The following is a 19703-nucleotide window of genomic DNA, read 5'->3' as shown; positions in this document are numbered from 1 at the left end:
AACGCGGCCGGTTCGGCGGCTGGTCCGAACCCGCCAGCGCGAAGCCCCCAAGGAGCGAGAGATGACTCCCCTTCCATCCGCAATTCTTACCAGCGTCTTTCTTCTGTGCGGCGTCGCGGCGACTGTAATAATGCTGGGCCGCCTCGGGCGGCCCGAAAGCCAGTCGACTTCGCGCCAACTCTTTTGGCACCGACTCTCTGGATGGGTTTTTTCTGCCTTGTTCCTCGTCCTTTTTGTAACGATGTTCGTCCGTTTCTACTCTTTCTGGGAGGAGCATCCGGCGCGCATCGTATTCCACTACACAACGGCCTTCGCCATCCCCTTGCTTCTTCTGCTCAAAATCGCCATTCCGGGCAAATACCCCGGCTTTAGAAAACACCTTTTCCCCCTGGGAGTCTTTGTGCTCCTTCTTTCCTTTCTCACCGCCGGGAGCGGTCTTGCCCACTATTTCGTGCGGATGACGCAGCAAAAACCCTACCTCTCTCACGCGCCCGACAAGGGGGAACCGGATCTCGCAATGGGCAAGGAACTGCTGATCGAACGGTGCAGCACCTGCCACCTGCTGGAGACCGTCTTGAGGCCGAGACCCGCCCATAACTGGGAAAAGGTGGTCGAAGAAATGACGATGATCGCGTGGCCGCGCATCAGACCTGACGAGGCAACCCAGATACTCTTTTATCTGACCGAGACCCGGAGCCCGAAGGCCGGTAGCGCAGCCGCCCCGACGGAGCTCGAAACGCACTGCCTGTCCTGCCATGAGCCCGGCGAGATTTTCGCGAAACAAAGAACCCGGCAGGAGTGGGACGCGGTCGTCAGGGCGATGGCCGATATCGCGCCCGAGAAGGTTCCCGTAGACCAGCACGACCGGATAGTGGACGCCCTCGTGGAAGCCCAGTCAAAGGCGGCTGCGGGGCGGTAGACAGGTAGCGACGGAGAAATAAAGAAGGGCGGGTCCAATCGGGCCCGCCCCTTTTCGGTTTACACCGCTATGGTCAGGTTCGCGCTATTCGCGCTCTTTGCGCCGGAAGGGTATGGAGATAAGGAGGAACAGGGCCAGTCCGGCCGCCGAAGGCCCGGCCTCTCCTCCGAGGGTCTGGAGGAAGCACCCTCCCCCGCCTCCTCCGCCGTTCCCGCCCGCAGTAGCGGTCGGCGTTACGCTTGCGGACGGGGCCGAAACGTTGCCCGTTCCTATGGCGTTGGTGGCCGTCACGGTGAAGGTATAAGACACGTCGTTGGTGAGTCCCGTGATGGTGTGGGTGGTTGCGGCGGTTCCGGCGTTCTGGTCCACGCCGCCGGGCGGGTCGGAGATTACCGTATAGTTCGTAATCGCGCTGCCGCCGTCCGCCGGAGCCGTGATTGTCACCGTCGCTTTTCCGTTACCCGCAGCGGCCGTCGGCGCGGCGGGGGTGTTGGGGACTACCTGGAATACCGTGGGGCGCATCATGTCGTTTTCTTCGTGGCCCAGAAGGTGGCAGTGCCAGACGTATTCCCAGCCGAAGTTGGTCAGCGGATTGGGGTTCGCAACGGGGTCGTAAGTGCTCCCCAGCGCGCCGGTGGAGGGCGTTGTCACGTCAAGAGGACGGATGCTCACCGGGACCTCGAAGGGCAGGGTGGGAGGAGCGGGCCTGACCGCGATGAAGGTGACGAGAAATGGGTCGAAACGGACACTTTCCTTCCACCCCGTCTCGTTCGGATCGGGAGGGTATATCTGGCCGGTTATGTCAACCCGGTTGACGACCTGCACGTTGAGCAGGTGAAAGTGGATGATGTGCGAGTCGATGCCGTTGTGGGCTATCGCCCAAACCTGGGTTGTTCCGGCGGGGAGGTACTCGGTCGGAGGCGCGATGAACGGGAGGCCGAAGGTGGTGTGGCCCTGGTTGTTCACGCTCACCGTGGTGTCGCCCAGCACCGCGTTCATGCGGCCGAGGTCGTCGAATCCCTCGGTCAGCGTCTTGATCTTGATGGGTATGCCGTTGAGAGTCTGGGGCGGGCCCACCGTGCTGGCCATGGCGTTGTTGCCGTAGATGCCGGGGGGCACGATGGCGGGCGGCTGGGTCTGGGCGAACACCGCCGGAAGAGCCGCCGAGAGCGCCGCCGAATCGAAGGCGGCCGCCGGGGCTCCGTCTACACGGAACTGCATGAGGGTGCGGACGTTGGGGCCGTAACCCGGCAGGGTGGAGGGAGCGCCGCCGAAGGCGGTGAGGTCCGGGTTTCCGGTGTAGTAGCTGTAGCGGATGTCCTCCATCGGCAGAGGGGCTGGCGCGTCGTTGTAGAGGATCAGCTTGGAGCCGGGGGGAACTGCCGAAAAATCGATGACGATGTCGGCGCGCTCGGCCGGGCCGAGGAGGAGATTGTACTGCGTGACGTTCATGAAGGTTCCGCTGCGCATGTCAAGGTTGTAGCCGACCTGTCGCGGAGGATTGTTGAGCAGCGCGACGGCGGGCATGAGTCCGCCCTCGTTGCCGATCTGGTAGAAGACAGGGCCGGGGCGGGTGAGGTCCGCCTCGCCGGAATTCCTGTGAATTCCGTCCGGATCGGCCGTGTCGCCCACGGCGTAGTAAAGCTGGAGGTTGAGGAACCGGTCGTTGCAGGCGTTGAGAACCCTGAAACGATAGGCCTTCGGCAGGACGTTGAGGTACGGGTACGCGGTGCCGTTGACCACGGGCGTGTCCATGAAGGCCTCGGGCACGTGGGAGATGTCCGGCAAAGGTCCGGTGGTGTTAACCGGCGGCCAGACGTAGAGCCCGTAATCCCACCGGCCCAGGGGGTTCAGCCCGTCGAGCGCATTGGGGTCCTGATTCGGCTGGTAGACGTGGGGGAACCAGAGACTGCCCATTCCGCCCCAGTTGGCCGTGTCCCATAGGGGGTCCGTGGCCGCCAGCTTGACGGGGTCGGGGACGAAGGTCTTGTCCTGAATGATCAGGGGAATCTGGTCGGCCGGGATTATTCCGTCGGTCACGAGACCTTGTTCCGCAGGGTCCGTCAGCAGGTAGCCCGACGCTTCGCCCGCGTAGACGTTGAGGCCCGTGAGGCCGTAGGCGTGGTCGTGGTAGAACATCAGCCTGCCGCTCTGCTGGTTGGGGTAGAACATCGTCATCGCCCCGGCTCCGGGATCCGGCATGTCGGGGACGTTGACGGTGCTGAGGCCCTTGGGATAGGAGGTGGTCTCCGCAGCAGGCGTGATCCACTGGTGCGCCGTGCCGTCGCTTATCCACGGAGTCAGGCCGCCGTGAAGGTGGAGGCCCGCGCGGTTCTGGGTGTAGTTCTCACCCGCGACGGGGCCCTGTCCTGCTCCCATTATGGTGGTGTCCACCGGGAGGAAGAGGTTGCCTGCCGCGCCCGCCGCAAGGGAGTTCGTGAATTTCACCCTTACCGGCTTGTCTTTTTCGGCGATGATCAGCGGCCCGAGGTAGTGGTTTTGCCCGTCGGCGGCCGGATTCGTGTCGCGATAGCCGCGAAGCTTGGTGGCGGGGAGGTCCGAGTGCATCTGCTGGGTGTAGTCGTAGAGCCCGATAGTATAATAGTCGGAGCCGGGGAAGGTTGTCGTGTCCGGCACCGCTATCGGAATGTATTGCCCCAGGTTGTTCGCTCCCGCCGGTCCGAGGCCCGGCAGCGAATCCACGAACTTCCGCAGTATGGGGCTGTTGGTATAGTTCGGTTTCGTGTAGTCGGGGGGCTGCGCAAGCCCCTGACCCGCCGTCAGGAAAACGGCGGCCGCCATGAGCGCCGGAATCGATCGTGCCCTGTGTCTTCGCGAATCCATCCTTTCCCTCCTTTTGCCGCCGTTCGTGCGGCCAGATTGAAGTCCCGTTTCAGAGCCTATGCAAAAAGCCTATACCCCCTTCCGGCAATGTCAAAAAAGAGGTTCATTCAGGGCTTGTCCGTAAATGGGCCTTTCGGAGATCGCGCCGGATTTTTGGCATTTGCGCCTCTCCGATGGACACGGGGCCGCGCGGTGTTAAACTTTTTCTAAGGCAAGGCAGCGAAACACCGATGAATTGCGGGGAGTCACGATGACCAGGGGAACGCTCTGGAAAGGGTCCGTACATTTCGGCGACATAAGCGTGGAGGTGAAACTGCACGCCGCCGTCAGGGAGGAGAGGATACAGTTTCACCTCCTCCACCGCCCCGACGGGGTGAGGCTTCACCAACAGATGATCTGCGCCTACGAAAAGAAGCCGGTGCCTCCGGAGGAGCAGATAAAGGGATACGAGCTGGAGGGAACGGGGAAATACATAATCGTCGACCCTGAGGAACTGGCCCCGGCCGATCCGGAGTCCAGCCGTATAATCGAGGTCCACGAATTCGTCAGGGCCGGGCAGCTCGACCCCCTCTTTTTCGGACGAGCCTACAACCTGGAAGCTGACGGCGACGGGTACGGCGAACTGCTGGAGGCGATGCGGGAGACGGGCGTGGCGGGTATCTGCACCTGGACCATGAGAAAGCGCTCGTATCTCGGCGCTCTTCTCCCCGGCGGGAAGATGCTGCGCCTTTGCGCGCTTCGGTACGGCGACGAGGTTATAGCCGCAAATTCTCTTGAGCTTCAGGAGATTGCCGTTTCCGAAAAGGAAGTGAGGATAGGGAGGGATCTCATCGGGCAGTTGACCGCTCCTTTCGCGCCGCAGAAATTTGAAGACGAGCACCAGAAGAAGCTGCACCGGCTTATCGAGAAAAAGGCGCGAGGGGAAGAAGCCGGGCTCCCGCGGCCCAGGCTCCTTGAGCCCACCTCGCCGGAGAAGTTGCTTGAGGCGCTCGAAGCCAGCCTCCGGAAGGTCGCATGAGCGCGGAGAAGGCCCCCGCACCGCCGGGGCATGGAATCTGGAGCGGGACGGTCAGTTTCAGCCTCGTGGCGATACCTGTCCGGCTGGTCCGGGCGGTCGCGCCTGGGCGAATCTCCTTCCGGCTGCTCCACGACGCTGATTATTCGCCGCTTGCGCGAAGAATGTTCTGTCCCGCCGAGGAAGCGATGGTCCCCCCGGAGGAGATTGTCCGGGGCTACGAACTTTCTCCCGGCAACTACCTGCCCGTCACGGAGGAGGAGCTGGAATCCGTTTCGCCCGAGCGGAGCCGCACGATAGAGATTATCGAGTTCATCGATCTTAATGAGGTGGATCCGGTCTACTTCGATCACCCGTATTATCTCGTTCCCCTGAAGGGAGGCGAAAAGTCCTACCGGCTGCTGGCCGAAGCGATGCGCCAGACGAACAGGGCGGGGCTCGCGAAGTTCGTGCTGGCCGAGAGGGAGTATCTCGTGGCGGTAACCAGCAGGGAGGGTGCGCTCGCCCTCGTCACTCTCCACTACAGCGCGGAGGTGCTCCCCGGCGACGAGCTTGCGCCTAAGGAAAGTGTTGTCTTTGGCGAGGAGAAGAGCCGGATAAAGGAAACCATCGGGAAGATGACGGCCCAGTTCGACCCCGGCAAATACGCCGACGCAAGGCGGGAAAAAATCCATGGACTTCTGGAGAAGAAAGCCAGGGAATCCACCCCGGTTCAGCCTCCCGAGGTCGTGGAGGAGGAGGGCGCTGTCCCGCCCGACCTGATGGCGGCGCTCGAAGAGGCGATGCGCGCCGTGGACAAGAACCAGTGAGCAAAAGCGCCGTCGAGATTTCCGGGCGTCAGCTCTCCCTCTCGAACCTCGAAAAAATCCTCTATCCTTCCTGCAATTTCTCGAAGGCGCAGGTAATCGAGTATTACCGCCGCATCTCGGAGTTCATCCTGCCCCATCTGAAAGACCGGGCGCTCACTCTTAAGCGCTATCCCGACGGGGTGGAGGGGGAGTACTTCTTCGAGAAGCGCTGCCCCTCCCACCGTCCGGCGTGGGTGGAGACGGGCGAAATCCTCCGTGAGGAGGGCGAGCGGATGACGGTCTGCCTCGTCAACGACCTCCCGACCCTCATCTGGGCGGCCAACCTCGCTACCCTCGAACTCCACGTGCCTCTGGCAAGGGCACAATCTCCCGCGACGCCCGATTATGTCGTCTTCGACCTTGACCCCGGCGAGGGGGCGGACCTACTCGACTGCGCAAGGGTCGCGCTCATCCTGCGCGGCCTCTTTGACCGGCTCGGTCTCGAAAGCTTCGTCAAGACCTCGGGCCAGAAGGGTCTTCACGTCTATATGCCGCTTAATCTGCCGGGGGCGGCCTTCGAGGACACCAAGACCTTTTCGCGGGCAGTTGCGCTGACGGTGGAGAAAAAATACCCGGACCTCGTGACGGCGAAAATGGCGAAAACGGAGCGCGCCGGGAGGGTCTTCATCAACTGGGAGCAGAACGACCCGAAAAAGACGACGATCTGCGTCTATTCCCTGCGGGCGCGGGAAGCGCCCTTCGTCTCCTTCCCCCTCGGCTGGGAAGAGCTGGAAGCCCTGGCGGCGGAGGGAGACCCGGAAAAGCTGCCGGTAAGTCACGAGGAGGCGCTTCGGCGTGCAGGGGAGAAGGGCGACCTCTTCCGGGAACTGCTCACGATAAAACAGACGCTGCCCCACCTGTAAGCGAAGGAAACCGCCGGAGATGGCCGACAAGGGACTTGAAGAATACGCAGCCAAACGGAAATTCGGAGAGACTCCCGAACCGGGGCCGAAGGAGAGCCCCGGCGAGGGGCGGCTGCGCTTCGTCGTCCACAAGCACGCGGCCCGCGCTCTCCATTACGATCTTCGCTTCGAGCTGGAAGGAGTTCTCAAGAGCTGGGCCTGCCCGAAGGGGCCTTCGCTGGACCCGGCGGTGAAGAGGCTGGCTGTGATAGTCGAGGACCACCCTCTCGATTACAGGGATTTCGAGGGCGTTATCCCCGAGGGCAATTACGGCGCGGGGGGCGTAATCATCTGGGACAGGGGTTTTTACCGCCACCCCGCCGCGCCGGAGGGAGCGGAGGGCGAAAAACTCCTGCTTGAGGGGCTTCGGAAGGGGGATTTCAAGTTCGTTCTCGAAGGCGAGAAGCTCCGGGGCGAATTCGCTCTCGTGAAGACGCGGAAAGACGAAAAATCGTGGCTCCTTCTGAAGAAGAAGGACAGCCACGCGAGCAGGGAAGAGATTCTTTCGGAGAACCGCTCGGTCGCGTCGGGAAGGAGCCTCGAAGAGCTACTCGAAGAAAAGACGGGGAAGCCCTCCGCGCAAAGGAAGGCAGACGCCGTCCGTCTCCGGGAGACGCTGGAGAGCGAAGAGCTTGGCGGCGCTCCGCAGGGGCCGATGCCTCACCTGGTCCGGCCAATGCTGGCGACCACCGCGAAGGAGCCCTTCGACAATCCGGAGTGGCTCTTCGAGGTGAAATGGGACGGGTACCGGGCCATCGCCGAAGTCCGGGGCGGCGAGGTCTCTCTCTACTCCCGCAACCTCCTTTCGCTAAGCGAGAAATTCGCCCCCGTCGCGGAGGCGCTACGCGATCTTCGGTTCGAGGCGGTGCTCGACGGCGAGATCGTAGCCGTGGACGAAAAGGGGCAGCCCGATTTTCAGCTGCTGCAAAACTACTCCAAAGCCGGAAAGGGGTATCTCCTCTACTACGTCTTCGACCTCCTCTATCTTGAGGGGCGCGACCTTACCGGAGTTCCGCTGGTCAAAAGGAAGGAGCTTCTGAAAAAGATTCTCCCCCATTCCCAGCGCATCCGCTTTAGCGATCACGTCAGGAAGGACGGGCTGCTGTTCTTCAGGGTCGCGCTGGCAAAGGGGCTCGAAGGCATCGTCGCCAAGCACGGCCTGAGCGCTTACCGGGCGGGGGTGCGAAGCCGCCACTGGCTGAAGCTCAAGAGACAGCGGACGCAGGACGCGGTGATCGGAGGGTTCACCTCGCCGCGAGGGGGGAGGCGCTATTTCGGCTCGCTGATTCTCGGGGTTTACGAAGGGGGCGAGCTTGTTTCCATCGGCCATTCGGGAGGAGGGTTCGGCGAGGAAGACCTGAAAAGGATCTACGAGCGTTTGGAGCCCCTGATTCAGCAGGATTGCCCCTTCAAGGCCGCGCCGGAGACCAACGCCCCGGCCACCTGGGTGCGGCCGGAACTTGTCTGCGAGGTGGCCTTCACGGAATGGACCGAAGAGGGACTCCTCAGGCACCCTGTCTTTTTGAGGATGCGCGACGACAAACCCGCAAGCGAAGCAATCCGCGAGGTAGAGGGATGAAAATTCACGTCGGCACCAGCGGCTACGCGCACAAGGAATGGCGGGGACTCTTCTACCCCGGGGATATCGACCCGAAGGAGATGCTGCGCTTCTACGGCGAGCGGCTGGGCGCGGTCGAGATTAACTACACCTTCTATCACATGCCCACCAGGGAGGTTCTCGCCTCCTGGGTGAAGCAGGTGCCTTCGGATTTCGTCTTCGCCCTCAAGACGCCGCAGGTAATAACGCACAGAAAGCGGCTGAAGGAGGTGGAGCAGGAAACGGATTACTTCTTTCGGACCATCCCGGCCCTCAGGGACAAGCTAGGGGCGGTCCTCTTCCAGTTTCCCGCCAACTTCCGGGCGAATCTTCCCCGGCTTGAGGATTTTCTGCGCCTCATCCCCGGAAATTTCCGCTGCGCCTTCGAGTTTCGGAACCCGGACTGGCTCGAAGGAGGCGTAACCGGGCTCCTCGAAAGCGGCGGCCACTGCCTCTGTACCGCCGACACCGACGAAGCGCCGTTGAACGATATATCCGGCTTAGCGAACTGGGGCTACCTTCGTCTTCGCCGCTCGAATTACACAGAAGGGGACCTCGCGGAATGGGCAAAGCGAATCCGCGCAAGGAATCTGGAGAAATGCTTCGTCTTCTTCAAGCACGAAGAAGAGGCGAAGGGGCCGGGCGAAGCGCTACGCTTCCGGGAGCTGGCCGCACTGACCTGAGCAAACCCCGGCCCGCCGCCTTCACGCAAAAACACGGGTTTTAACGCGGTTTGTCTGCCATATTCGGGGCTCACCGGCGGAGGACTGATCCACTCTGTCTCCGGGGTATTTATTCCACGCTTACTTCGATCGTCTGGCCGAAGCCGTTTCCGTCGACGGCCATGATGCGGTGGCGGCCCCTTCCCGCATTCCAGTAGAGCGTATAGGGCGGACCGGCGCTGCCAGCTTCCTTCCCGTCCACATACCAGTCGATTTTCTCAGCCGGATCGCGAAGAGATGCCTCAAACCGAAGCTCCACAGATTCCTCGCCGGGGGTGAGAATGTAGCGGTCTCCGTCCAGGGGATAGACTATGCTAAGGTAAGTTTCAGGCGTCATGCGGGGAACTTCGTCAGGGGCTCCTATCCTCACCGGACCCGAGTAGCGCGCCGGCTTATCCGGGAGAGGAGGTATGAAAAGTTTGTCGAGATTCGAGGGAAGGCCGGCTAGCCTGTACCTGCTCTCCCTTCCCTCTGAGTGACGCTTGTCGAGCCACCCCGCGAATTTCATGGGCAGATCGTGCCCGTCGCCCTGTTCGTGGTAGGCGCATAGCCCTTCCGGCTCGTTCCCCACTATGAAGAGTTCAGTCTTTCTCTCCAGGCAGAGCGGCGTCGGGTTAACACCCGACTGGGCGCAAACCTCACGGAGCACTACTGTGTCTGGAAGGCGGAAGGTAGGCGGAGGAGCGCCGGGGTAAAGCCCTCTCATCACGTCGGTAAAAACCGGTCCTGCGCCATGCCCTCCGAAAAGCGTTGCCGTTTCCCTCCCGTCGAAATTGCCCACCCATATCGCCACGGTGTATTCGGGGGTGTAGCCGACCGTCCAGCCGTCGCGGTAATGGGTAGAGGTCCCGGTCTTCAAGGCAAGCGGCGCGGGAGGTGGAAAATTGGCGAACGCCGAAGAGCGCACAAGGGTATCGCTGAGGACGTTGGTTACCAGAGCAGTAGCCTCGGTTGAGAAAATTCTTCGCGGAATTGCCTCAGCTCCCTCCTTTAGAAATGATACCGGTCGGTAGTCTCCTGCGTTCGCAAGCACGGCGTAAGCCGCCGCCAGGTCGATCAGGCGCACCTCAGGATTGCCTACCGCGAGGCCGAGACCGTAGTAATCGGGCGGCGGGGCCTCGTAGGGAAGAAGGTTGAGGAGTCCCAAAATCTTGTAAACGCGTTCCTGCCCTAGTTCGTTAAGGAGATGCACGGCGGGCAGGTTAAGGGATTTTCCCAGGGCCATACGCAGGTTGACCGGGCCGTTTGACTTCCGGTCGTAGTTCAGAGGGAGGTACTCACCCTCGTCGCTCCGGAAGGCCTGTTCAAAGTCGTCGAGCACCGAGGCGGGAGTATAGCCCTGCTCCATCGCGGCGGCGTAGAGAAAGGGTTTGAGGGTGGAGCCAGCAGACCTCCGGGCCAGAGCCCCGTTGACGAACCCCTGATCGCGCGGCGAGTATTCAAAGGAGCCAACCAGAGCCCTTACTCCCATAGTGCGGTTGTCGATTATTAAACCCGCCGCTTGGGAAGCCCCGGAAGCCTTGAGGCGGTGGCGGTTGGAGGCGAGTGCGTCAATCAGGATCTTCTGGATGTCAAGGTCAATGGTCAGCGCCGTTTCGCCGGTGCGTCCCGAAAGGCGGCCGAACCCAAGGAGATAATCAGTAAGGTGGGGAGCACCTTCTGGCGGGCCCGCGGAAAGAACATCCAGCGGTTGTTCCTTCGCCTTTTCTGCCTCTTCCTCTGTAATTACTCCGTTATCTGCCATTTGGCCAAGAACCAGGTCCCGGCGAGCGATCAGTCGTTCTGGGTGCGGCCCCCACGGGTCGAAGCGCGTGGGAGCCTTGGGCAGGGCTGCAAGGGTGGCTGCCTCGACGGGGCTCAGTTCTGCGGCTTTTTTGCCGAAATAAGAGCGCGAAGCCGCCTCAACGCCGATGAGGTTATTTGCAAGATCGACCCGGTTTAGATACCGGGTCAGTATCTCTTCCTTGGAAAGCAGCCATTCAACCCTGACGCTCTCGATAATCTCCAGAAATTTTCGCTCGAAAGTGCGGGCTTCCCCCGGATGCGTGGATTTGACGAGCTGCTGGGTTATGGTCGAAGCGCCGGAGACGACTCTCCCGGAGCGGAAATTGTAAAAGGACGCGCGCGCGATGGCGATGGGGTCGAAACCGGGATGGTAATAAAAGCGCGAGTCTTCGGCCGCGATGAAGGCTTTGCGCACTATATCGGGGATATCTTTCTGGACGAGGGGGAGATGGCGGCGCCATTTCTCGTCGGTTACCGAGCGAAGGGGCCTTCCGTTGCAGTCAGTTAAAAATAGCGTCGGAGCTATCTCAAGCTCGGGCAGAGAGGGACGAGTCAGCGGCTCAAGACGCAGCCATGCAGCATAACCACCGAAAAGCATAAGGGCGAAAAGTAGCGCCCGGGACCAAAGCCAAAACCGTTTCCGGCCAAGCTTTCCCGGCGCACCAGTTTCTTTTGAAGTCCCGGCCCCGTCTGATAGCATCTTGAGCCTCGGTTGCTACGGACGGCCTTCGATGGTGAGCGCCGAAGCCGGCGTGTAGCCGTTTATCTCAGGCTCGTACATGCGCTCGACCTTCGTCGGAGGGATAACGAATACCCCTTCGCACACCGCCCGGGCGTAGTAGGTGAAACGGTAGGGGTTCTCACGCCAGGTCCATATAGAGGCGCGGAAGGCCGTCACCCTGTCGTTGCGAAGCTCCAGGTGGTCGGGGACGAAGCGGTAAAATCCCTCGGGATTCCAGAAGGAGTACCAGTAACCCTCGTTGTTTTGACCGCCGGAGTTTTGGGCGTCGTTGTCGGAGGGCAGAGCCTCCTCCGTCTTGAAGGCGGTGTTTATCGCGACAAGACCCGCGGGCAGAGGGTCGTCGAGAACCACAAACCGGGAATCCCTTTCCGGGCCGGAAAACTCGACCGTCACCTTGACGAGATCTCCGACCTTGATCTTCTGCGAACCTTCGACCGTTTCATAACGCTTGGAAATCTGAAACCCGCCCTCGTGGCCGCCTTTGGCGTAATCCGCGCGCGGGAAAACGAGTCTGAGGGAGTAGAGTATCTCCCTGGCGGGGTCGGAAGACATGGAGAGGCTCGGGTTTGCAAGAAGAGAGGCGACTGGTACGGAGATCTCCGTGTAGCCCTGAGAGGGAAGGGAGACAGTTTTTTCCCCTTCGCCCGGCAGAAGCACGGTGACGCTCACCTGCCCGCTGGAGGGGCTTTCCGCCATGAAGTGGCGGGCAAGGGCGGAAAGAGCCCAGCCGGTATCGCTGGTGCGGTACCAGTTCCCCTCTTTGCTCCGAGATTCCAGCAGTTTTACTGCCGCCTTGGCCGCCTCCCCGCTCTCCGGCGCGGCGCGGTCGAGCAGAAGAAGCGAGAGGGCGTCAGAGCGGTACTGAGCATGAAAATCATGCGCGTAGTAGGAATCCTTCCGTGGCGAAGAGACCGCCTTTTTGGCGCTTTCCGCAAGTTCCCCGGTCGCCATGAAATTCCCGTAGGAAGCCGCGAGCAGGGTGAGGATGCGCGGCTCCCAATCCATGGAGCCGATTTTGTCCTTAAAGAGGGCGAAGTCGGAGGAATTGGCCGCGCCGAGTCTCGCAAGGAGGTAGAGAGCCACTGGGCCACCCGCCTCCTCCGGTTCCTTTGTGATGCGGGTCGTCCTCAGGTATTCGACGGCGCGCTCAATTACCGGCGTCGGGATTGACATCCCCGCGTCCCTCGCCTCAGCGAGCGCCGTAAGCGCGTAGAAAGTCCCCCAGGGGCTCGCCTCCCTGTCTCCCGGCCAGTAGCCGAAGCCGCCCGAGGAGGTCTGCATGCCCAAGAGTCGCTGGACACCCTTTTCGAGGAAGGGGTCTGCTTCATCGGCCCTTATGCCGGGAACCGCGCCCTTGGCGAGAAGCCCTTTCATTACGGCGAGAGGCATGACTCCCGAAGAAGTCTGCTCAACGCAGCCGTAAGGGTACTGGAGAAGGTAGCGAAGCCCCTCGGTCATCCTCAGGAAGGGAGAGGAGGAAAGCGTGAGCACGGCCCTGGTCTCCGCGAGGAGCTCCGGGTCCGCCGCCAGTCCCTTCTGCGTTTCCGAGAGCGCGGGAGCCAGGTTGGCCTTGCCCTTCAGGGTTCCGTACCACGTCTCCTGCCCGGAGACGTGGGGAGTCCTAACCGGCAGAGTCATTTCCACGGCGTCTCGGCGGCTGCCGAAAGCACCCGAAAAGAGAAGGACCGAGTCGCCGGGTTTCTCTGCTCGTCCGGAAACAGCAACGTCCACGCGGTCCATCGCCTTCACCGGGTAGCTTTTCTGCTCCGTCGACACGGCGAGGCCGCCTTTTTGTGAGAGCGAGAACTCCAGCGCTCCGCTTTCGGAGGTCTGGTTGAAAGCGGCGACCTTGAAACGGAAGGTGTCTCCTTTAGTGAAGAAACGAGGGAGGCCGGGTTCGAGGTAAAAGGGTTTGGAGACGCGAAGCTGCCTTTCGGCGTTTCCGAAAGCGCTACCCTTGTCGCAGGCGACCACGAACACCCTAAAAGAACTCATCTGGTCGGGAAGGGTGAAGCGGATGGTGGCCTTGCCGTTCTCGCCGGTGAGAAGCGCCGGGTTCCAGTAGGCGACCGGCTCGAAGCGTTTTCTCGTTTCGAGCGGCGCTCCGTCGCCTTCGCTGCCTCCGGTGAGCGCTTCGTTGCGCACCGTGCGGTAGGGGGTCTGGGGCAGCATGAAGAGGCGAAGGTCGGTTAGAAAAACGCCGAGAGGAATGTCGAACCTGGTCAACCCTTTGAGGTCGGGAGTACGGTAGCCGGTAAGCGCGAGGACGGATTCATCGACAACGGCGACTGCCAGTTCCGCCTGAACCCCTGCGCTGCCTTCGGCGGTCGCGGCCAGGGTTAGCGTTACCTCCTGCCCCGGCTCCGCCTCCAGAATCTTCTTCTCCGGCGCTATTTCCACGGTGATGCCGGTCGATTTCGTCACGACCTGAAGATTGGTGACGCCGTGCATGAAGGTAGGGAAGCCATCGTCGATCTTTCCCGAGTAGACGGGGAAGGATCCGCGCGGAATCGTTCCCACGAGCGAGGCGAAGACGTTCGGCAGGTGGTCCTTCTTTATCTTTACCTCAAGCTCCTGCATCCCGTCTTTTGGAGTGTACACCTTGTATTCCAGTATCCCCTGCCTCTCAAGGGTGTAGAGGTAAGCAGTCGCCTTGCGGCGAGCCCCTATGCGCAGCCGCGCCGTCTGTCCCGGCTTGTACTGGTTTCTGTCGGGCGCGAGGGAAACCTTCGTGTAGCGCTGCTCATCCCTCGAAGAGTAGCTGTCCTCCCAGGAACCCCAGTTAACGTTGTAGCGGGTCGCGGAAGAGTAGACGCCGCCGTCCTCGGCGCGGTAGGAGAAGCGCACAAGGTATTCCCCGCCCCAGTCGAAGGCGACGGAGTACTTAGCAACGGAATCCGAGATATCCACTTCGGTGAGGCTGCTGCGCTTCCATACCTGTTCGCTTACCCAGTACTCGTTGCCGGAGAGGTTGCGCTTCCTGAAATAATTCCAGCTCTGGCGAAGGACTTCCACCGATAGCGTCCCCTTGGCAATCCTTTCACCGTCCTTTTCGATGACGATCGCCCTAAGCTGCTGCTCCTGCTCGGCGGAGATAGAACCGGGGTGGCTCATTATGCCGATCTGGTAGGGGATGGGCGCCTGCCAGCTCTGCGTTGTACTGGCGGCCTTCCCGTCGAAATCGAGTACCGTGGCGGAAACAACCAGGTTGCGCTCGCCGGAAAGGACCTCGCGCGAAACCGGGAATTCAAGGGAGAGCTTACCCGAGGCGTCGAGAAAACTTTCGCCCGACTCCAGGGGCTCTGCCCTTTCACCCGTGTCCCGGTCCCCCTCGTGGCCGAAGATGTAGTCTTCGTAATCAGCTACCTGATGAGCCGAGGGGCCGTAGGTAAGCTGCCAGCGCACTCGGCCGTTCTTCACCGGTCCACCGGCGTAGTAACCGCCTTCGACGGTCACTTTTAGAAAGGTCATCTCGACCGTCCGGTTCACGTAGGAGTCGTCTTTGCGTTTCTCCTGTGCGAACCCCACCCGCGCGAAATGGCGGGGTGGCTGGAACTCCTCCACCCGGAAAGTGGTCACGGCGGACTGTCCGCCCTCCTTGAGCCGCATCTCGATGCGGTACTCACCCAGCGGCGAGGAGGGAGGGACGATAAATTCACCCGAGGCGGTGCCGAAAGCCGAGAGGGGCGTCTCCGACTCGTGTATCTTCCGTCCCCTGGAATCGGTTATCTCAAGATTGCAGGCATCTCCCGCCGGAGGCTCGATGGCGCCTTCGCGGTAGCGGCGGACCGTCCCCTTGAAAAACACCTTGTCGCCCGGGCGGTAGACACCGCGCTCGGTAAAAATCTGCGCGTTCGCCGGACGCGGCTGCTCGGAGGGCGACGAGGTCTGCCTTATGCCGGGAAAGGAGATGCGCCACGCGGGATTGGCGGGAGTGGCGGCGATAGCCACGTCGTCGCCCGTTACTGCGAGAATGGCTTCTATTTTATCGGGAAGGCACGGGAAAGTCCCTGATTCCAGGGACTCGGCCAACCCTTTCCTGAGGAAGGATTGTGTCCGGGCTACCCTCACGCCGTTTTTGTCGCCCCCCTGGATATTCAGCACACCGTCGGCATCCGTATTTCCCGCCTCGAATATCCAGCCGTCCTGGCAAACCGCGAAAATCTTCACGTTCTTGACCGGCAAACCCGTCGTAAGCGAAGTCACCCAGACAAGAGTTTCCCTGTTGCTGGAGACAAGGGTCGCTCCAAGATCGGTAATGTTGAAAATCGACGGCTCGGAGACGGTGTTTTTGCCTTTGGCGTTGTCGAGCACGCGGGCAAGGACTATTTGCCCCTTAGCCTTATCCGGACGTTCCGACAGGGGAATTGAAAAGGACTGCTCAAAGTCCTCTTTCCCCTTGGTGTCGAACACATCCTTTCTCTGAGAGATTTCGTAGACGCCGGCGCGAAGCGGGCTGTCGCCCGGCAGCTCTTTTTTAAAAAGATCGCTGACGCTGGCGGCGCTTTCGATATCCCACGTTTTTTTTCCGCCGTAAAATCCAAGCGCCAGTGCGGTGAGAGGCGGCACCGTAACGGTTTCCAGAAGGGTGGAATCGACGTTCAGGACATCGAAGTGGACGAGTTGGCGGCTGTTTCGCTCGACGACAGAGCCGAGTCCGGAAAAGCGCAGAGCGGGAGGCAGGTGGGGAACCTCGAAACTCTGCCTGGACGCCACGTAAGGTTTCCCCGAGGCGGAGACGAAACCCCCTGAAAAGCGGACCGAGTAAGTTGTGCCTGTGCGGAACTGCCCGTGGACAATAAGGACCTTGTCGTCGCTTGACAATTTTTCGTTGGCCGAGGGAACGGGCGGAACAAAGTGTAGCCGGCTATAAGCGTCGTTGGCAGTAATCTTGTCGGAGAAAGTGATCGAAACCGTTCTTCCGGCTTCGCAGCACTCCTTGACCTCGATCCCGGTAATGGTGAACTGGCTGCCGGGTTGTGCCGCCGCCGGAACAGCAAGGAGGCAGGCTGCGAAAAGGAGGGAAAGGGCAATTCGGTTGAACAAGCGCCATGAGAACATCGCAGCCCCTTACGGCAAAAATTGACTCAGCTTATTTTTAAGCCTGTAGAAGGTATAAACTTCGCCAGTGACTAAAAAACTCTTTGGCTGACCAATATATTCCTCCGCTAAAGAAAATCCAGTTGAAATTTTTGGGCCGTTACGTTGTGTCGGGCTGTGTGACGGCAGTGATGGTTTCGGCATCCGCGCGGGTAAGTTCACCCGCGCTTACCTTCTTCCACAGGATTTTGCCGAACCCGGCAAAAATTAGGCCCGGCACGGGATGAGCAACCCGTCGCCAATGCTTTCAGCACGCAAAAAGGCGGTGCTCTCCCTCCTCAGCGTCTTCGCCATCGACATGGTGATGATCACCAACCACAGGGGGGCCGCTACCAGGGGATTGACCGCCCCGTTCAATCCCTCGCGATGTTGATCACCGCCCTCAGCCCCTCTTCGGAGAATTTCAGGGTGAAGCCAGCGCGCTCTATCGAATCCAGCAGCTTCGTCACCGGCGCGGTTTCGTCCATTGTTCTGGATGAAATCGCCCTGCCGAGAGTCCCGTGCACCGAGCATCTGGCCCCGAGCCCTTCGCCGTCGGGGAGGTAGCGCCCTCCGGAGGGGCACTGGGGGGAGTACCCCTTGGAGGCGTTTATGATTTCCGCCGCCTTTTCGGGTTCAACGCCCGCCTGCTCCATCAAAAGGCCGGTCAGAAGAAGGTTGCCCCGGCACGCCTTGAGGCTGTCCTCAGCGTGGCCTCGCGCCGTCGTCTCTCCCAGCTCGTCGAAATTTTCCTTGTAGACGGTCAGGCCGATATTTCCGTTACGGTCGGCCGGATCCGGGGAGAAGGTCTTTTTGTCGATCAGGTCTTTGAGTATTTCGTAGCGGGTGGCCACGATGAGGCGGTCGCCGATTATTGACGTAAAGAGCCTGAAGCGGACGAAGCCGAAATCGAAGACGTTGGAATAGACCGCCGTATCGCCGTAATCGTCGAGCCGGTAGGTCTCCGCGACCCGCTGATTAGAAAAATGTCTCGGGTTAAAGGAGTACAGGAATAGATCGGGCAGGGCTTTTCCGGCGGCTACGGGGTCGGTGACTTCGGCGGAGAGGTAGACCGGGAGGTTGAGCGCCGTGACCAGGTAGCCGAGAGTCAGCCTCTCAATGGCCGAACCGCCTCCGCGCATCATCTGCGCGGACATGGAACCGCCGAGTTCGACGAAGGGCCGACCGTCGCATACGTTTAACGAAAATTCGTCGCCGAGCCAGTTGCCGAAAAGAGACAAGGAGCGCAATTCGCTGTTTTCGAGGGATTTCTTTATCTCCTCGACGGCGATGCGCGAGCGCAGGCTCACAACCGTATTTTCCGTCAAATCCGCCAGCGGGAGGTCGCCGTCCTTTTTGCCCGTGAAAGAGACGATCCCGTCGTACCAGGAGTTCTCTATCAGCGGGAGGATCAGCGTTTCGATCCTGAGATCGCCGCCGATCTTCGCGCGTATCGCGATGGGATCGAAATACTGCCGCCAGAAGCGGGAGTAACTCGTCACGAAGTCGCCGTAGAGAAGCGTTTCCTCGGCGGTGGCCTCCTTAATGTCGATCTCCCCTATGGCGGTCATCGAACCGAGCCTGTTGTGTATCGAGCAGACGGGCGCGCCGGTTTGTGCGTCTATCGAATAGCTCCCTCCGTCCGGGCAGACGGGAGAGGTTTCGCCGAGATACTTTTCCGAGGCCAACTGCTCCACCCTCCCGAAGGAGGATTTTTCGATCTTTCTCCAAAGCGCCGCGTTCGAGAGAAGTTCGAGATTGCCCCCGCAGCGAAGCCGCCTCGTCTCCTCTATCTTCCACCTCGGCCCCACGAGATTTCTTATGTGGGCGTCGGAGAGATAGATGAAGATGTCCTCCTCTTCCGCTCCCCTGGCGAAAATAGTCCTTATGTATTTCAGGTCGAGGGCTTCTCCGAGGCTGGGAATCTTCTTCTTTGCGCAAAGCAGCGAGCGGGTCAGGGAATTAAGGCTGGTGGAGACGATGGCGGCGTTTCCAAGCTGGGCGTAAAAGGAGGATACCTCCCCGTCCGGCGTTAGGATGGAAAAAACCTCATGGCCTTCTATACTCCGGGAACTTCTGACCGCTTTTTTCGCCGCCGCAGCTTCCTCGTATTTCGACTCCATATGCCTTTTGAAAACGTCGGGGTTTTTGAGGCCGAAAATCACCGTCAGCGAGGTCCCTTCCCGGAAAAAGGGGTCGCTGCCGGTGAGAGCCACCTCGCCGATGACGCTTGAGCCGAAGAGACGGGAGAGATAAGTCTGCTCGAGGCAGAGCTTTCCTTCAAGTTTTTTGCGCACGTCGTATTCGCGACCTCCCCCTCCTCCGGTCATGGAGAGGAGGTTCCCGCCGCTATCGCGCAAAAGATCTGAAAGCTCAATCTGCTTGTCGTAATTTCTGAAGAGAACGTAGTACTGGTCCTGGGGCACGAACCCGGCCAGGGGCGATTCGGCGGGATTCTTACTTCCCAGCATCTCGGCGAAGGGGTGGGATTTTACCTCGGGTCCTTTCAGCTCTTCGATTGGAACGGATCTTTCGTTCTGGGGCAGAGGACGGCGGTTGCGACCGACCCTGTCGACCAGTCCTCCCAGCTGGAGGCTTTCGTGAATGGCGGCCCCCGAGGAAAAGACGCTGTAAAGGTCGGGGGTTTCCAGAGGGAGGGCCCAGGGTTGAAGCTCGGCGGGCAAGACATCGAGGCCGTAACGGGGAGGCGCGAATTTTTTGAAATAAGAAGCGAAGCTCGAATCGGCGCTGAACCCCGCCCACTCGAATTCCCTTTTCCAGGCCGATCCCCATTCCTTTTTCAGGTCTTCGCTTCCTTCCGCGCCTTTGCCGATCGCAAACGAATAGTCACCTATCTTCGTCCGCTTGTTTTCATCGTTCCAGGCGCAGCCCGCGACCTTTATTCCGGCTTCGCCTTCCCGGCTGAACCTTCCGTAGATGCCCTTAAGGACTTTTTTATAGGCGGGAAGATCGCCCGGCTCTTTTGCGGTCTCGGTCTTCGGAGTAAGCAGGTAGACGTTTTTGGTGCTGGACGTACATTCCAGGACTCTGAAATCGGGCGGAATGACGAGCGGCTCCGGCAGTTCGAGGTAAAAGTACCCCGGCTCGCCGGGCTCACTGTAAATAGAGACCTTCGGCGAGGCGCAGTATGCCTGCGCGGAAAAAAAGGCTATTAAAACCGCTATCGCAAAAGCCTTAAGAACCTTCATACCTCATCCTTACCGCGCGTTAACGCGCTCCACGATGGTCT

General features: G+C 60.5%; 10 protein-coding genes. 6 read left to right on the top strand and 4 right to left on the bottom strand.

Annotation, left to right across the window (positions count from 1 at the left end):
* Nucleotides 1-217 precede the first annotated feature (217 nt).
* The gene (locus EPN96_01180) at nt 218-919 is read left to right on the top strand and encodes a hypothetical protein (protein TAL18411.1); all 702 of its coding nucleotides are present in this window, start codon (nt 218-220) and stop codon (nt 917-919) included.
* 84 nt (nt 920-1003) lie between these two features.
* Here EPN96_01180 and EPN96_01175 read toward each other — a convergent pair whose 3' ends face one another.
* Nucleotides 1004-3763, bottom strand: a complete 2760-nt coding sequence (locus EPN96_01175; protein ID TAL18410.1) for a hypothetical protein — start codon at nt 3761-3763, stop codon at nt 1004-1006.
* A 250-nt stretch (nt 3764-4013) separates the two neighbouring features.
* On the opposite strand from EPN96_01175, the gene EPN96_01170 reads away from it, so the two are divergent.
* Genes EPN96_01170 through EPN96_01150 form a run of 5 tightly spaced genes read left to right on the top strand, consistent with a single transcriptional unit; the run spans nt 4014 to nt 8808 of the window.
* The gene (locus EPN96_01170) at nt 4014-4781 is read left to right on the top strand and encodes a hypothetical protein (GenBank protein ID TAL18409.1); all 768 of its coding nucleotides are present in this window, start codon (nt 4014-4016) and stop codon (nt 4779-4781) included.
* Nucleotides 4778-5587 (top strand): Ku protein, encoded by an 810-nt coding sequence (locus EPN96_01165; GenBank protein TAL18408.1) that lies wholly within the window; start codon nt 4778-4780, stop codon nt 5585-5587. Before EPN96_01170 ends, EPN96_01165 begins: the two co-directional genes overlap by 4 nt.
* Nucleotides 5584-6489 carry an ATP-dependent DNA ligase gene (locus tag EPN96_01160; protein ID TAL18407.1) on the top strand — a complete coding sequence of 302 codons (906 nt, stop codon included), beginning with the start codon at nt 5584-5586 and terminating at the stop codon, nt 6487-6489. The genes EPN96_01165 and EPN96_01160 overlap by 4 nt, the downstream gene beginning before the upstream one ends.
* A gap of 19 nt (nt 6490-6508) precedes the next feature.
* The gene (locus tag EPN96_01155; GenBank protein ID TAL18406.1) at nt 6509-8107 is read left to right on the top strand and encodes a hypothetical protein; all 1599 of its coding nucleotides are present in this window, start codon (nt 6509-6511) and stop codon (nt 8105-8107) included.
* Nucleotides 8014-8808, top strand: a complete 795-nt coding sequence (locus EPN96_01150) for a DUF72 domain-containing protein (protein ID TAL18405.1) — start codon at nt 8014-8016, stop codon at nt 8806-8808. Before EPN96_01155 ends, EPN96_01150 begins: the two co-directional genes overlap by 94 nt.
* Before the next feature lie 109 nt (nt 8809-8917).
* On the opposite strand, the gene pbpC is transcribed toward EPN96_01150, so the two are convergent.
* The 3 genes from pbpC to EPN96_01135 all read right to left on the bottom strand — a co-directional run bounded on the left by pbpC (nt 8918) and on the right by EPN96_01135 (nt 19662).
* A complete protein-coding gene (gene pbpC, locus EPN96_01145; GenBank protein TAL18404.1) occupies nt 8918-11332 on the bottom strand; it encodes a penicillin-binding protein 1C in 2415 nt (804 codons plus the stop codon).
* Between the two features lie 15 nt (nt 11333-11347).
* Nucleotides 11348-16435, bottom strand: a complete 5088-nt coding sequence (locus EPN96_01140) for a hypothetical protein (GenBank protein TAL18403.1) — start codon at nt 16433-16435, stop codon at nt 11348-11350.
* 392 nt (nt 16436-16827) lie between these two features.
* On the bottom strand, nt 16828-19662 hold the full coding sequence (locus EPN96_01135; GenBank protein ID TAL18402.1) for a hypothetical protein: 2835 nt from the start codon (nt 19660-19662) through the stop codon (nt 16828-16830).
* Nucleotides 19663-19703 lie beyond the last annotated feature (41 nt).

The sequence above is a fragment of the bacterium genome, assembly GCA_004322275.1.
GTDB lineage: Bacteria > Desulfobacterota > Deferrisomatia > Deferrisomatales > BM512 > SCTA01.
This window is presented reverse-complemented; position numbering and strand designations above follow the sequence as displayed.

Bases quoted from the DNA above. Each gene is read 5' to 3' on its own strand.
- EPN96_01175 (TAL18410.1), bottom strand. From the start codon at position 3,763: ATGGATTCGCGAAGACACAGGGCACGATCGATTCCGGCGCTCATGGCG.
- EPN96_01170 (TAL18409.1), top strand. From the start codon at position 4,014: ATGACCAGGGGAACGCTCTGGAAAGGGTCCGTACATTTCGGCGACATA.
- EPN96_01165 (TAL18408.1), top strand. From the start codon at position 4,778: ATGAGCGCGGAGAAGGCCCCCGCACCGCCGGGGCATGGAATCTGGAGC.
- EPN96_01155 (TAL18406.1), top strand. From the start codon at position 6,509: ATGGCCGACAAGGGACTTGAAGAATACGCAGCCAAACGGAAATTCGGA.
- EPN96_01150 (TAL18405.1), top strand. From the start codon at position 8,014: ATGGACCGAAGAGGGACTCCTCAGGCACCCTGTCTTTTTGAGGATGCG.
- pbpC (TAL18404.1), bottom strand. From the start codon at position 11,332: ATGCTATCAGACGGGGCCGGGACTTCAAAAGAAACTGGTGCGCCGGGA.
- EPN96_01140 (TAL18403.1), bottom strand. From the start codon at position 16,435: ATGTTCTCATGGCGCTTGTTCAACCGAATTGCCCTTTCCCTCCTTTTC.
- EPN96_01135 (TAL18402.1), bottom strand. From the start codon at position 19,662: ATGAAGGTTCTTAAGGCTTTTGCGATAGCGGTTTTAATAGCCTTTTTT.